This is a genomic window from Nocardia sp. NBC_00508, from assembly GCF_036346875.1.
Classification (GTDB): Bacteria; Actinomycetota; Actinomycetes; order Mycobacteriales; family Mycobacteriaceae; genus Nocardia.
Window position 1 is genome coordinate 3779872 of sequence record NZ_CP107852.1, and the last position, 12906, is coordinate 3792777.

General features: G+C 64.2%; 11 protein-coding genes and 1 tRNA gene. 9 read left to right on the plus strand and 3 right to left on the minus strand.

All coding sequences use genetic code 11. The features are described from left to right. Window positions 1-126 precede the first annotated feature (126 nt). Entirely contained in the window at window positions 127-729 is a 603-nt protein-coding gene (locus OHA40_RS16640; protein ID WP_330233935.1) for a bacterial proteasome activator family protein, read from the minus strand. A 251-nt stretch (window positions 730-980) separates the two neighbouring features. Here OHA40_RS16640 and OHA40_RS16645 point away from each other — a divergent pair, with 251 nt between their 5' ends. Then, the gene (locus tag OHA40_RS16645; protein ID WP_330233936.1) at window positions 981-2183 is read left to right on the plus strand and encodes a cysteine desulfurase-like protein; all 1203 of its coding nucleotides are present in this window, start codon (window positions 981-983) and stop codon (window positions 2181-2183) included. A gap of 28 nt (window positions 2184-2211) precedes the next feature. On the opposite strand, the gene OHA40_RS16650 is transcribed toward OHA40_RS16645, so the two are convergent. Beyond that, complete coding sequence (locus OHA40_RS16650; RefSeq protein WP_330233937.1) at window positions 2212-3216, minus strand: NAD(P)H-quinone oxidoreductase; 1005 nt, start codon at window positions 3214-3216, stop codon at window positions 2212-2214. 142 nt (window positions 3217-3358) lie between these two features. Here OHA40_RS16650 and OHA40_RS16655 point away from each other — a divergent pair, with 142 nt between their 5' ends. From OHA40_RS16655 to OHA40_RS16670, 4 genes are all read left to right on the plus strand, one after another. Further along, a complete protein-coding gene (locus OHA40_RS16655; protein ID WP_330233938.1) occupies window positions 3359-4537 on the plus strand; it encodes a lactate 2-monooxygenase in 1179 nt (392 codons plus the stop codon). Window positions 4538-4578: 41 nt separating this feature from the next. After that, on the plus strand, window positions 4579-5079 hold the full coding sequence (locus OHA40_RS16660) for a MarR family winged helix-turn-helix transcriptional regulator (RefSeq protein ID WP_330233939.1): 501 nt from the start codon (window positions 4579-4581) through the stop codon (window positions 5077-5079). Between the two features lie 24 nt (window positions 5080-5103). After that, window positions 5104-5188 (plus strand) — tRNA-Ser (locus OHA40_RS16665). Window positions 5189-5355: 167 nt separating this feature from the next. Next, window positions 5356-7065, plus strand: coding sequence for an SIR2 family protein (locus OHA40_RS16670; RefSeq protein WP_330233940.1), 1710 nt, complete (start codon window positions 5356-5358; stop codon window positions 7063-7065). Between the two features lie 8 nt (window positions 7066-7073). Here OHA40_RS16670 and OHA40_RS16675 read toward each other — a convergent pair whose 3' ends face one another. Beyond that, window positions 7074-7277 (minus strand): hypothetical protein, encoded by a 204-nt coding sequence (locus OHA40_RS16675; protein WP_330233941.1) that lies wholly within the window; start codon window positions 7275-7277, stop codon window positions 7074-7076. A gap of 537 nt (window positions 7278-7814) precedes the next feature. Between OHA40_RS16675 and OHA40_RS16680 the strand changes: the two genes are divergently transcribed. The 4 genes from OHA40_RS16680 (at window position 7815) to OHA40_RS16695 (ending at window position 12788) form a co-directional block, all read left to right on the plus strand. After that, window positions 7815-8549 carry an NUDIX domain-containing protein gene (locus OHA40_RS16680; RefSeq protein WP_330233942.1) on the plus strand — a complete coding sequence of 245 codons (735 nt, stop codon included), beginning with the start codon at window positions 7815-7817 and terminating at the stop codon, window positions 8547-8549. Window positions 8550-8718: 169 nt separating this feature from the next. Then, window positions 8719-10941 carry a sensor histidine kinase gene (locus OHA40_RS16685; protein ID WP_330233943.1) on the plus strand — a complete coding sequence of 741 codons (2223 nt, stop codon included), beginning with the start codon at window positions 8719-8721 and terminating at the stop codon, window positions 10939-10941. 18 nt (window positions 10942-10959) lie between these two features. Continuing rightward, complete coding sequence (locus OHA40_RS16690) at window positions 10960-11610, plus strand: response regulator (RefSeq protein ID WP_330233944.1); 651 nt, start codon at window positions 10960-10962, stop codon at window positions 11608-11610. A 65-nt stretch (window positions 11611-11675) separates the two neighbouring features. After that, the gene (locus OHA40_RS16695; protein ID WP_330234030.1) at window positions 11676-12788 is read left to right on the plus strand and encodes an IS630 family transposase; all 1113 of its coding nucleotides are present in this window, start codon (window positions 11676-11678) and stop codon (window positions 12786-12788) included. The last annotated feature ends 118 nt before the right edge of the window (window positions 12789-12906 follow it).

The following is a 12906-nucleotide window of genomic DNA, read 5'->3' on the forward strand; positions in this document are numbered from 1 at the left end:
GCTCTCTTCGGGACGCACCGCACTCGGGTCGGATGCGGAGTCGGGGCGAGCGGCAGCGGCGGGCACGGTGCACGAGACTACCCTTGCGGCTTCCCGTCACCGCGTGGCACACGCGCGTCGCCGGTCTCACAAGTACTGGCCGGAACCACCGGTGACATGACTCGCCTGGCTGCCGCGCGGGTCGGTGGCGTGGATGCCGGGTGGCAGGGCGCCCTGACGCATCTGCTCGAGCTGGGCGCGTGCGGCCATCTGCTGGGCGAACAGGGCGGTCTGGATGCCATGGAACAGGCCCTCCAGCCAGCCGACCAGCTGCGCCTGCGCGATCCGCAGCTCGGCGTCGGACGGGACGGCGTCGTCGGTGAACGGCAGGGTGAGCCGCTCGAGCTCCTCCCGCAGCTCGGGGGCGAGCCCCTGCTCCAGCTCCTGCACCGAGGACTTGTGGATCTCCTTGAGCCGATTCCGGCTGGCGTCGTCGAGCGGAGCCGCCCGGACCTCTTCGAGCAGCTGCTTGATCATGGTGCCGATCCGCATGACCTTCGCGGGCTGCTCGACCATGTCGGCGAGCGACTCGCCGGAGTCGTCCAGGTCGTCCGAGTCGCCCTTATTATCGTCGGTCACCACCTGCGCGGTGTAGGGCGCCTCCGATCCGGCTGCCGCCGGGATAGCCAACGGCCTGCCGTCGGGTCCGACAACGACGATATGGTCCGGTGCCTCGTCCGAGTGCGTCATGGTCCCTATCATGTCGTGTCCGCCGCGAACGCGCTAAGCCGGTGCTCCCCGGCCCAGCGTATGGAGGGCTCGCCAGGGGTTGCTCGGTCGACGCCGCGGCGTGGCCTCGGCGTTCTATTCTGTTCGGGTCGTGTGGTTCGGATTTGTCGAAAGTCGGTCGCCATGCTGAGTGCCAGGTTGCTGTGCTCCCACCGGATCGCTGAGGGGAACGCGGTTACACAGGCTCGCCCGCTGCCCTTAGAGTGGCCAACATGACATACGACGTCGCGAGGGTTCGGGGCCTGATACCGTCCCTGGGCGACGGCTGGATCCACCTCGACCCGCAAGCGGGCATGCTGGTTCCGGATGCGGTATCCCGTGCCGTCTCAACGGGTTTCCGAACTTCTTCGTTTTCGCATATCGGCCGCACCAGCGCCGCGGTGCGCAGCGCGGCGATCCTGGACGCCGCCCGCGAGGCGGTGGCCGATCTGGTGGGCGGTGATCCGGCGGGCGTCGTGCTCGGCCCCGACCGCGCGGTCCTGCTGGCCTGGCTCGCCGAATCACTGAGCTCCCGGCTCGGGCTCGGCACCGGCATCGTGCTGTCCCGGCTGGACGACGAGGCCAACGTCGCGCCGTGGCTGCGCATCGCCAATCGCTACGGCGCGCATGTGCGCTGGGCCGAGGTGGAGATCGAGACCTGCGAGATGCCGTCCTGGCAGTTCGAGGAACTGATCGGCCCCACGGCGCGACTGGTCGCGCTCACCGCCGCCTCACCCATCGTCGGCTCGGCGCCCGCAGTGCGGGTGGCCGCGGACCGGGTGCACGAGGTGGGCGGGCTACTGGTGGCCGACGCGTTCGGCGCCGCCCCCTACGCGCTGATCGACATCGATGAATTGAATGCCGACGTGGTCGCGCTGAGCGCACCGGCATGGGGTGGTCCGCAGATCGGGGCGCTGGTCTTTCGCGACCCGGCGTTCCTGGACCGGATCCCGTCGATGTCGCTGAACCCCTATGCGAAGGGCGCCGAACGGCTGGAGGTGGGTGGGCACCAATACGCGCTGCTCGCCGGCATGACCACCTCGATCGACTTCCTCGCCGGGCTCGACGAACGGGCGCGTGGTACCCGGCGCGAGCGCCTGGAGATGTCGATCACCTCGCTGCAGGACTATCACGACGAGCTGTTCGAGCACCTGATGGCGGTGCTGGACTCGATTCCGAGCCTCACCGTGATCGGCCGTGCGTCCACCCGAATCCCCACCGTCAGCTTCACCCTGGCCGGCATGCAAGCGGAGAAGGTCGCGGCCAAGCTGGCCGACAACCGCATCGGTACGGTGAGCGGCGTGCACGGCGGCAGCAGGCTGCTGGACGCGCTCGGCGTCAACGACGAGGGCGGCGCGGTCACCATCGGCCTCGCGCCCTACACCACGAAATTCGAGATCGATCAGCTCGGCAGGACGCTGCTGGCGCTGGAGTGAGCGGTCCGAGCGGAGGCGACGCAGCCGCTCAGAGTTCCTTCACCCGCAAAACCACTTTGCCGAACACCTCGCCGGAGTCCAGCAGCCGATGGGCTTCGGCCGCCTCTTCGATCGGCAGTTCCGCGGCGATGACCGGGACGACGGTGCCGTCGGCGATCAACGGCCACAGATGCCTGCGTACCTCGGCGATGATCTCCGCTTTGCCGCCGGCGCCGGTCGCGGGCCGCGCACGGACGTTGGTGGCCTGGATGGTGCCCCACTTACCCAATAGCGCAGCCAGATTCAGGTCCGCATGCACGCCGCCCTGCATGCCGATCACCACCAGTCTGCCGTGGTCGGCCAACGCATCGACATTGCGCCCCAGATAGGCCGCACCCATGTTGTCGAGGATGATGTCGGCGCCCGGGCCGCCCGCGCCCGACTTCTCGGCGCGCACCGCGGTGACGAAATCATCCTCCCGATAGTTGATCAGGACGCTCGCCCCCAGCTCCGCACAGCGCGTCAGCTTCTCGGCCGACCCTGCGGTCACCGCGACGCGCGCGCCGAGTGCCTTGGCGACCTGAACGGCGTGCGAGCCGACACCGCTGCCGCCGCCGTGGATCAACACCAGGTGATTCGCCTGCAAGTCCGCGGTCATCACGAGATTCGACCAGACGGTTGCCGCCACTTCGGGCAATCCGGCCGCCGCGCCGAGGTCGAGGCCGTCAGGGACCGGAAGGACCTGGGTCGCGGGAACAACGACTCGTTCGGCGTAACCGCCGCCGGACAGCAGCGCGCATACCCGATCCCCGACCGCCCAGTCACGCACCCCGTCGCCGAGTTCGGCGATGACACCCGAACATTCCAGTCCGATGATCGGGCTGGCGCCCGGCGGGGGAGGGTAGTGGCCTCGGCGCTGGAGCAGGTCGGCTCGATTGACGCCCGCCGCGGCCACCTCGATCAGTACCTCACCGTGGCCGGGCGTCGGATCCGGCGCCTCGGTCCAGGACATCACCTCGGGTCCGCCGAAACCGATCAGGTCGATAGCACGCACCGTGCCATAGTGCTCCGCCGGTCGGGATCACCGCGCGCTGACCCCCGTCGAGCGACACCGAGCCGGGGGACGGAACGCCCCGGGAAAGCGCAATCCGGGAAGCGGCCTGCGGTGATCGGCGCCACAGGCTACCGTTCCGGGGGTGAGCGGCGGCTTCATCAATTTTCAGAACGAGATCTACCTGGGTGGCCTGGGCGGGGCGGTGCCCGAATTGCCCATGACCGCTGCGGGTTTGGAATTGCGCGCGCAGGAGCGGCTGGACCCGGCGGCTTTCGCGTACGTGGCGGGCAGCGCCTCGGCGGAGCGTACCGCCGCGGCCAACCGGTCCGCCTTCGATCGGTACCGCATCCTGCCGCGGATGCTGCGCGGCGCGACCGGGCCCGGCGCCCGCGATCTCTCGGTCGAGGTGCTCGGGACCCGGCTGGCCGCCCCGGTGCTTACCGCGCCGATCGGCGTCCTCGAACTGCTGCACGAGGGCGGTGAGGTGATCGCGGCCGAGGTCACCAAGGAGCTGGGCATCGGTACGGTGCTGTCCACCGCGGCCTCCTCGACCATCGAAGAGGTCGGCGCGGCGGCCGGGGCGTGGTGGTATCAGCTGTACTGGCCTGCGGACGACGAACTGGCCCGCTCGTTCGTCCAGCGTGCCGAGCGGGCGGGAGCCTCCGCGATCGTGGTGACCGTGGACACCCCGGCCCTCGGTTGGCGTCCACGTGACCTGGAACTGGCGCATCTGCCGTTCCTGCACGGCAAGGGCATCGCCAACTACCTCTCCGATCCGGTGTTCCGTGGCAAGCTGCCCGCCGCGCCGGAGGAGAGCGAGGAGGCGATGCGGACGGCCATCCTCACCTGGGTCGGGTTGTTCGGTAACCACGCACTACGGCCCGCCGACCTCGCGCACCTGCGGGAATGGACCGACCTGCCGATCGCGGTGAAGGGCATCCTGCACCCTGACGACGCGCGCCAGGTGGTGGATGCCGGCGCCGACGCGGTGGTGGTGAGCAACCACGGCGGACGGCAGGTCGACGGCTCGATCGCGGCACTGGACGCGTTGCCCGCGGTGGTGGCCGGCATCGGCGACCGTGCCGACGTGCTGTTCGACTCGGGCGTGCGCACCGGCTCCGACGTGCTCGTCGCGTTGGCATTGGGCGCCAAGGCGGTGCTCTACGGGCGGCCCTGGGCTTACGGTCTCGGTCTCGCGGGGGCGGCGGGCGTCCGGCACGCGCTTCGGGTATTGCTTGCCGATTTCGACTCGGCGCTCGGACTCTCCGGGTGCACGGACCTGGCCGCGGTGAGCCGCTCGCTGCTGTCCACGCTGCGCTGACCTGCGGCACTCGCCGATTTGCGCAGTTCGTCGCGCATAGAATGACCACCGTGTATCCCGAACCGAGCAATCGTGCGGTGGCCGAGCCGCGGTGGCTCACCTCCGCGCAGCAGCGCGCCTGGCGCGCATACATGGACGGTCACCAGCGCCTGATGGCCGAGCTCAACCGCCAACTGCAGCGCGACAGCGAGCTGACCATCGCCGAATACCGGATCCTGGTGCTGCTCTCCGAGGCCCCCGACCGCTCCCTGCGGATGAGCGAGCTGGCCGACGGCGTGCTGTCCTCGCGCAGCAAGCTGACCCATCAGATCCGGCGGCTGGAGGCCCAGCAGATGGTGCGCCGCAACACCTGCCTGGAGGACGGCCGCGGCGTACTCGCCGAACTCACCGACGAGGGCATGCGCTGCCTGGAGGCTGCCGCCCCCGGTCACGTCGAAGCCGTTCGCCGCCACTTCATCGATCTGCTCGCCCCGGCCCAGCTCGAGGTGATCGGCGAGGTCTTCGGACGCATCGACGAGGAAATCGGTAAGCACCCCGGCTGAGCGGTCCGCTACGATCATGGTCCTGGAGACGTGGCAGAGCGGCCGAATGCACTCGCCTTGAAAGCGAGCGTCGCGAGAGCGACCGGGGGTTCAAATCCCTCCGTCTCCGCAAAGAGTGAATTATTCGTTGCTGTTCGCGCTCAACTATGCGGCCGACCAGTTTTAATGACGCCGTAAGGGTCTGAACTCATTCAGCGAAAGCTGCCGCCAAGGGTACGATGAGGGAACTGCCGCAGGAATGCGACTGCCGGGTCTGCTATCGCGTCGGAGTCATGGATGAGCCAAACAAATGAGAACCTGTTCACCAGAAGTGAGGTTCGTTTCTTTTCCTCCCAGCAGACCAAATACGCCATCGCCGAAGTTTTCCGGCGAAGTCACACTGTCATCTATTGCGGCGCTGGTGTGTCGATCGATCGAACAGGTCTGGGCTGGCAGCAATTGGTATCGAGTATCCGGCCGGGCGGTGACAGCGTCAAACCGGCGCACCTGGGTGCACTGGCCCGCTTTCTCGATCCGGCACGCCAAGCCACCGCCGTCGTGAATTCCCTGAGCGAGCAGTATCCGGCCCTCGGTGCGGATGCCGAGGTTTGTTGGCAGGTGCAGAATCAGCTGCGCCTCGAACTGTACAAGAAGGCGCACACCTGGCAGTACGGAACGCTGATGCGGAACATCGTATCGTTCGCGATAATGCGGGCGATCGCAGGCGGCACGGTCACCATACTGACAACTAATTTCGATATCCATCTCGAGGACGAGGCTCGATCCTTCATCCAGGACAGCGACCGTATTCTCGGCGAACTCGGCGTGAACGTGAATACCAGAGTTCGCTTCGCGGAGGAGTTCGAGAATCCGGGTGGCGCAATGCAGGACGGCACTGCTCCGGACGATGACGAACCAGTTGTCGAGATCGTCTATCTGCACGGCAGGGTGCACAAGGATGCCGCGCAGCAGACCGCCTGCCGGGTCGTACTCGACGAAGTCGATTACGGCGAGACGAGCGAAATGACGGTTAGGATTCTACGGCAATATTTTTCCGCCCGAGACTCCTCGCTCATCATCGTGGGTGCCAGTTTGACGGACGCGCCGCTGATCGAGGCCCTTGCCAGGGAGCGAAACGGGGGAGCGTTCCGAACACGAAGCGGACCGGACAACCAGTATCGGCTGTTCTTGTTACCACTGTCGACCGTGAAGAGCAACGACGATCCGCCCAAGCGAGTTCATAACCTGACCTGCAGTGATGCGCAGAATCTGATCCGGCTGCTCGCCGGCAGATGCAAGCGGTTGGGCGTCAACATGCTGGCCGCGGACTTCAAGTACCAGGTGTCGCAGTTCTTCCGTGAGCTCGTCATCTGCACCAGCTTGGGGTCGACCGATGCGTACTTTTCGACGACGAATAGAAGCACCTACGGCAGGCGTCTCGTTCGGTGGTGGGAAGAGTGGAACGACGCGGCCAACGCCGACATTCACCACTTCACGCGGCAGTATCTGCGGCTCGATGCCACGGTGAGCGCTATACGAAAGAAATTCGTTCTACCCTCTGGTGAGCGCTTGAAGCTCGAGCTCTGGGTCCGCTACGGGGTGGAGAAGGAGCGTCAGCTCGTTCTCTGCGCGTCGTCCGCCGGCGTGCTGTACAACCGGCGCCTGCTGAGGCGTGAGGAGCTGTCGCTCAACTCCAAGCAGGTGTCCATGCGAGCCTTCATAGACGGGCAGGTGAGTTACGTCGACAACTCGAAGGATGCCGGGCAGTACTCGCGGTGGCGTTCGTTTTTATCGGTGCCGATCTTCTTGAATGCGGAGAACCGGGAGTTCTTCGCAGGCGTGATAACGCTTTCCAGCAGCGAATATATCGGGCATACCGGATTGCCCCATCAGAATGCCGAGTCGATGCTGAGTTTGGTGAATGTTATCCGTCGGTGTGGTATCCAACTGCTGGAGCCGGAGCAGACGGCCGTGAAAGGGCGCCGTTTATCGCGTGCCAGCCTGTAGGACTCTCTTCAGCTTTCTCGTGGGTGGCGCTTCGGGTTCTCTCTGTTCGCCACGGTGAGCCGTACACGTGCCACGTCGACTTCGTCGAATTCGGTCAATATATACCCTCTCGACCGGCTCTCCAGCACGTCATAATCCTCATAGTAGGGATTCTCCCCTTCCTCGGCGAGCTGCTTCAGGTCGGATATCGTCTTACGATCCTCTTCGCTCATCACTTCACCTATCGCGCGTTGCCAATATTGTCGAGGATGGTGACAACCCCGAACACGCCGGCCGCGGCTGTTTTCGTCAGGCGACCCCGTGATCGCGTATCCATCCATGGTCGCAGTATCCGAGCGCGCTTGCGCCTCGAACGCCTGACTTTCTGCCTGCGATGTGCGAGCCCACAAACCTTGCACCTGTCCCGGTGCAATGGTTCAGTTCTGCCTGAGTGCGTGGCCGGGTTCGGCGCGAAGCCCAGCTGACGAGAGCCGTGACAGCCGCGAAGGTCTTCGTCCGGAGGCCCCTATCGCGCAGCGAGAAGCCGAAACCCTGTGGGGCTGCAAATGTTTCGTGCTCGTAAATAGTCACGGTGTGACACTCCTGCCAGATCCGGAGGGGGCGACGTGGAGTCCTCGGGTGACTCGGCCGGGAGATCCCGGACGCCGTTCATGCCGATAGTAGCATCGACAAGCGATATCGAAATCGCTGAACGATACCACTATCTGTCAACGATCTGGTGGGCGCTTCCTTGGGCTAGGGTGGATGCCATGGATGCAGCTGACCTGCCGGCCCCGGAACAGACGTACGAACAGTGGCTTGCGACTTACGATCTGCGTTCTTACGCCGAGCATCGGCTGTCGGTGGCGGTCGATGTCGTCGTGCTCTCGGCTGGTGCCAAGGGACAACTTCGAACATTCCTGGTACGGCGTACCCAGTGGCCCGATTACGGCGAGTGGGTTCTGCCGGGCGGGTTCGTGCGCAACGACGCGCGGCTCGAGCAGGCCGTCGAGCAGGTGATGGACCGCAAAGTGAAGGCGCGGCACCTCGGCGGTCTCGAGCCGCTGCGGTTCTTCGACGATCCCCGTCGCGACAGCCGAACCCGGGTGCTGTCGATGGCGTACGTCGCCCGCTGTGGACGGGATGCGCTCCCCGCGCCGGACGAGGTCCTTACCTGTGTCGCGTCGATTCGGGGACACAAGCTGCAAGGCGACGGAGCGCCTGCGCATCTGGGCTTCGACCACGACGACGTTCTGGCGACCGCGATCGACTTCGCTCAGCAGCGGACGCGCGCGGATCTCCTCTGGCCGGTGCCGATGTTGTCGAGCGAAGGTGTCTTCACTGTCGCCGAGTTGGCCGGTATCCGCGAGAGCTTGGATGCGCCGATGACCCTTGACGCGCTGCGCCGCCGCGTGGCCGAGGACAGCAGAATCGAGAAGTACGGCTGGGTGGAAGGTGCGAGCGGCAAACCGGTGCAGACCTATCGGGTGAAGCCGCCGGGATAGTTGACGATTCAAGCCGGCGGGCGCGGTTGCGCGCGTACGATGCTGAACACTGCGGCGAGAACTCCCGGAGATGAGCGGTCGACCTCGAGGGTTGCGCGCAGGCCGGTCGCCTGAGGGGGAATCATTGTATCGACAGGCCGATATTCGCGCGAGCGCTCACGACTCGCCGATGCGCACAAGCGTTTTGGCGGAAGCGGCCCGGTTGGCGATCTTGTTGCGCCATGTACCCAGTCTGACCGTCGCGGTCGTGTACTTGACAGTGGAGCCTATTCGTACGCCAGTCGGGTTGATTGCGACGACCCTGATCGGGATTTGGTCTGCCTGGCGCTTGGCGACACGATGGCGCTCCTGGACCTGGACCGCACTGGATCTGGCGGTGGTGCAAGCGTTCGTTATCTGTACCGGGACCATGATACGAAGTGCCGAAGCCGCACCGGGTCCGAGTGGGCCGCAGAGCGTAGCCGGACTCACCATTGTTTCACTGGCGGTCGAGACACGCGCGTACGTGGCATTCCTGGGCACCGGCATTACGTACGCGTCGCTTTGGTATGGCTACTCGTATATAGCCGGCCTCGCGAGCCCTTTCTCGATTTTCAGCGTGAATTTCTTGTGGATTCAATGCGTGCTGACAGTGGTTGTGCGCCAACTCATCCTCCGCGCGGCGACTATTGCCGACAGTGCGCTCACCCTGTTGAACGAGACCAGGGTCGCACAGCGGGTAGCCGCAGCTCGCACCAGATACCAGGCTGAGCAATGGCGGTTGCTGCACGATACCGCGGCGGGGACGCTGCAATCCATCGGAAACAGTGGCGACGTGGTCGACGCGGCCACTGTGGCCGAGGAATCGCGACGTGACATTTGGCAGATAAAACAGTTGCCGACGGGTCGGGAAGAAGGCTCCGTAGACCTCGTCGAACGAATTCGGAAAACGTGCGCCAAGTTTGCTTTCGAAATCGACCTGCGAGGCTCTACGCACTTGCTTGTACCGCACTTCGCAGGCTACGTGATCTCCGCAGCCACACGCGAAGCGCTGAACAATGTGGAACGTCACGCAGCGGCCACGCGGGTAATCATCGAGCTGGAGGCCAATGGACTGACGATCACCGACGACGGAGTGGGCTTCACCGAAGACGCTCAGCTGATCGGATCCCGCTTCGGTATCCGGCAATCTATTATCGCACGGCTGCGAGACATCGGCGGGGACGCCAAAGTCCATAGTGAGCCCGGTATAGGCACCGCGGTGCAGATGTCCTGGCCGTTGAATTTCGCGTCGGACGATCGGTCGACATCCGATGATGACGATGCGGTCTTCGACGTCGAACGTTTGTTCCGTCGGCTCGGGTATGGAATTGCCACGGTCGCGATCACGCTCACATTCGTGGCCCTGGTGCGGATCCCTTCATTGCGTCCTGTTCACGCGTGGTCACACATCGTCCTGCTGGCTGCGATGATGGCATGCACGCTGGCCGGGCTCGTGAATATCCGGCGTCCGGTCCTACCTTCGTGGCCACTTGTCGTGGCGACCGTTCTGATATCCCCCATACAGTCGCTGCTCATCCCCGCTCACGTGATCCTACTGAACACGAACTGGGCATACGGAAACTATGGGTGGACACTGAATGTCCTGCTGCTGCGGCAGCGAATCGAAACCGCGGTGGCGACGCTCGCGGCCTCGTGGGTCCTGGCCAGCCTGGTGATTCTCGCGATATCACCGAAGCTGGAGACTCTTGCGGACGTCGGATATCTCACTGCCGGAGTCATCCTGATGCAGGCGATGGCGCTGTACTTCGTACGACTGCTGAGGACGGCGGCGCACCGGGCGCAAGATCTCAATAACGAGCGCAGTCGCCTGCTGGAGGAGCAAGAGATCAGACGGGTTGCGCAGACAGATTTCGCGCGTCGCTACAAGACCATTTCGGACTCGATCACCCCCTTTCTGCAGAAGCTTTCCGATGGAACGGCTTCGGCGCGCGATCCGGCGGTGCGCAGGACGGCCCGCATGTTCAACGATCGGTTGCGACGCATCTTCGCGGAATTGAACACCTATGAACATGGCTTGACCCAGGAGATTCGAGACCTGACCGAAGATATCGACACCGGAGACACCAGGATGGATCTGTGCATTCTTCCCGGCATCCCCGATCTGGAATCAGAAGTATGTCGCCAGCTGGTGCTCCCCTTGCGGATCATGCTCGAAGCATGCACCCCGGCGACGTACCTGAGAATTACGGCGATCGGTGACCGCGGTCGTGTTTTGCTGAGTATGTATGTGCGATGCACGTTCTCCGCGAAAACCCGGCAAGCGGCCGACCGGCTGCACACCCTGCCTGGCTGCGCTGTGACGATTACGAATGAAAATGAAATGCTGCTGCGGGTCGAAACCCCGTGGTAGTCGTTACGGGAGACCGAAGTGTTCGATGAGGAAGATGTCACCGGGGAAGCCGAGCCGATTCGGGTCGTGATCATCGAAGATAATCCGCTGATCCGTAACGGATTCCGGGTGAGCTGCAAATCCGCCGATCCACTTATGACAGTCGTAGCGGAGTACGACGATCCCGACGACTTTTTCGATGACAGCGACATGGCTCCGGAGCATGTCGATGTGGTCGTGCTCGATCTCCAGTATGGCGTGCACTTCTATCCCCCCGATCTGGGACCGCTCGAGCGGCTTTGTGAACAGGGGTTCAAGGTTGTCGTCCTGACGAAATTCGAGAACGACATTCAGCTGACCAAGGCGTGCCTCGATCGCGGCGCACTCGCCTATGTCGCCAAGGATGAGGGTGTGGGGCCCCTCATGACGTCCATACAGATGGCGCATCTGAACCGAGGGGGACTCACGCCGAATATGGCCATGACGATGTTGCATGACCGCCTGGTCGACAGCAGAGATCGCGACATGCTTTTGGCTTTTATTCAGACAGCTGACTCCGCGGCCGCTGCAAAGGTCATGAACATGTCCACCGAAGACTACAAAAAGCAGCTGTGGAAGATCGGCCAGAAGATCATCGACTCGATACAGCAGGATGGCGTCTCGCCTCGTATTCCAAGAGACGATACCTAGTGCCTCGTCCAGGTAGGTTGCCCTGGTAACCGGGTGTCGGGTTGATCGTGGACGCGTGTCCGGTGATGCTGCCAGTGGAGGTGGTGTCGGTGGCCCGGAGGCCGGAAGTGTTTGTGCGGGCGGTGACCCCGGAGGAGGGGCGCCGGTTGCAGAAGATCACCAAGACGAGCAAACAACCGGTCAGGACGCGACGAGCGATCGTGGTGATGGCCTCGGCGCAGCGGCAACCGGCCCCCGCGATCGCGAGGTTGATGCAGGTCAGCGAGGCGTATGTGCGGCAGGTGATCCACGAGTTCAACGAGCGGGGGTTCGAAGCTCTGGACCCAAAATGGAGCGCGGGCAGGCCGAAGAAGGTAGATCGGGCGACGCGTGAACGCATCGCTTGTATCGCCCGGTGCTGCCCGCGTGATCTGGGCTGGCCGTTCTCGGTGTGGAGCCTGTCGAAACTGCGAGAAGTGTTGCTGACCAACGGAATCGCTGAGATCAGCCGCGAAACTCTGCGCAAGATCCTCCACGGCGAGGGGGTGTCGTGGCAGGCGGTCAAGACCTGGAAAGCGGGCACCGACCCGGAGTTCACCGCGAAGATGAACCGCGTCCTGGACCTCTATGACCATCCACCCACCGATGGGCGGGTGGTCTGCGTGGACGAGTTCGGGCCGCTGAACTTGCAACCCCGCGCTGGTCGTGGCTGGTTCGGGCGACGAACCCCGAAACGGTTGCGGGCGACCTACCGGCGCACCCAGGGCGTGCGGCACCTACTCGGCGCTCTGGATCTGGCGACCGGCAAGATCCACTACCGGATCCGGGATCGTAAACGGTGGCAGGAGTTCCTGTCGTTGCTGAAGTCGCTGCGGGCGCGCTGGCCCGGACAGAAGCTCTACGTCATCGCCGACAACTTCTCCCCGCACAAACGAGCCGAGGTCCGCACCTGGGCTGCGGCCAACAACGTGGAACTGGTCTTCCTACCGACCTATTCATCGTGGTTGAACTGGATCGAGTCCGAATTCGCGGCTCTACGCTACTTCGCCTTGAACGGCACCGATCACCGCAGCCACGACGAACAGGACGCCGCGATCGGCGCCTACATCCGCTGGTACAACCAGCACGCCCGACCCAAACGCGACTTCGCCGTCAACTCCAAGATCCGGCACCCTGATTACCTACCGAAGGTTGCTTGACGAGGCACTAGGCCCATGACTCGCCCAACTCGGGCCGGACAGCCGCTGCGCGGGCTCGGCGACAGCCGTCAGAGCGGGAGGTCCGCGATGACGTCCCGTCGCCGCGATCGACAATGCC

What these genes read in the sequence shown, in the direction of transcription:
- OHA40_RS16645 (WP_330233936.1), top strand. Translation starts at nt 981, where the DNA reads ATGACATACGACGTCGCGAGGGTTCGGGGCCTGATACCGTCCCTGGGC.
- OHA40_RS16685 (WP_330233943.1), top strand. Translation starts at nt 8,719, where the DNA reads ATGCGCACAAGCGTTTTGGCGGAAGCGGCCCGGTTGGCGATCTTGTTG.
- OHA40_RS16640 (WP_330233935.1), bottom strand. Translation starts at nt 729, where the DNA reads ATGACGCACTCGGACGAGGCACCGGACCATATCGTCGTTGTCGGACCC.
- OHA40_RS16675 (WP_330233941.1), bottom strand. Translation starts at nt 7,277, where the DNA reads ATGAGCGAAGAGGATCGTAAGACGATATCCGACCTGAAGCAGCTCGCC.
- OHA40_RS16670 (WP_330233940.1), top strand. Translation starts at nt 5,356, where the DNA reads ATGAGCCAAACAAATGAGAACCTGTTCACCAGAAGTGAGGTTCGTTTC.
- OHA40_RS16680 (WP_330233942.1), top strand. Translation starts at nt 7,815, where the DNA reads ATGGATGCAGCTGACCTGCCGGCCCCGGAACAGACGTACGAACAGTGG.
- OHA40_RS16660 (WP_330233939.1), top strand. Translation starts at nt 4,579, where the DNA reads ATGACCACCGTGTATCCCGAACCGAGCAATCGTGCGGTGGCCGAGCCG.
- OHA40_RS16695 (WP_330234030.1), top strand. Translation starts at nt 11,676, where the DNA reads ATGCTGCCAGTGGAGGTGGTGTCGGTGGCCCGGAGGCCGGAAGTGTTT.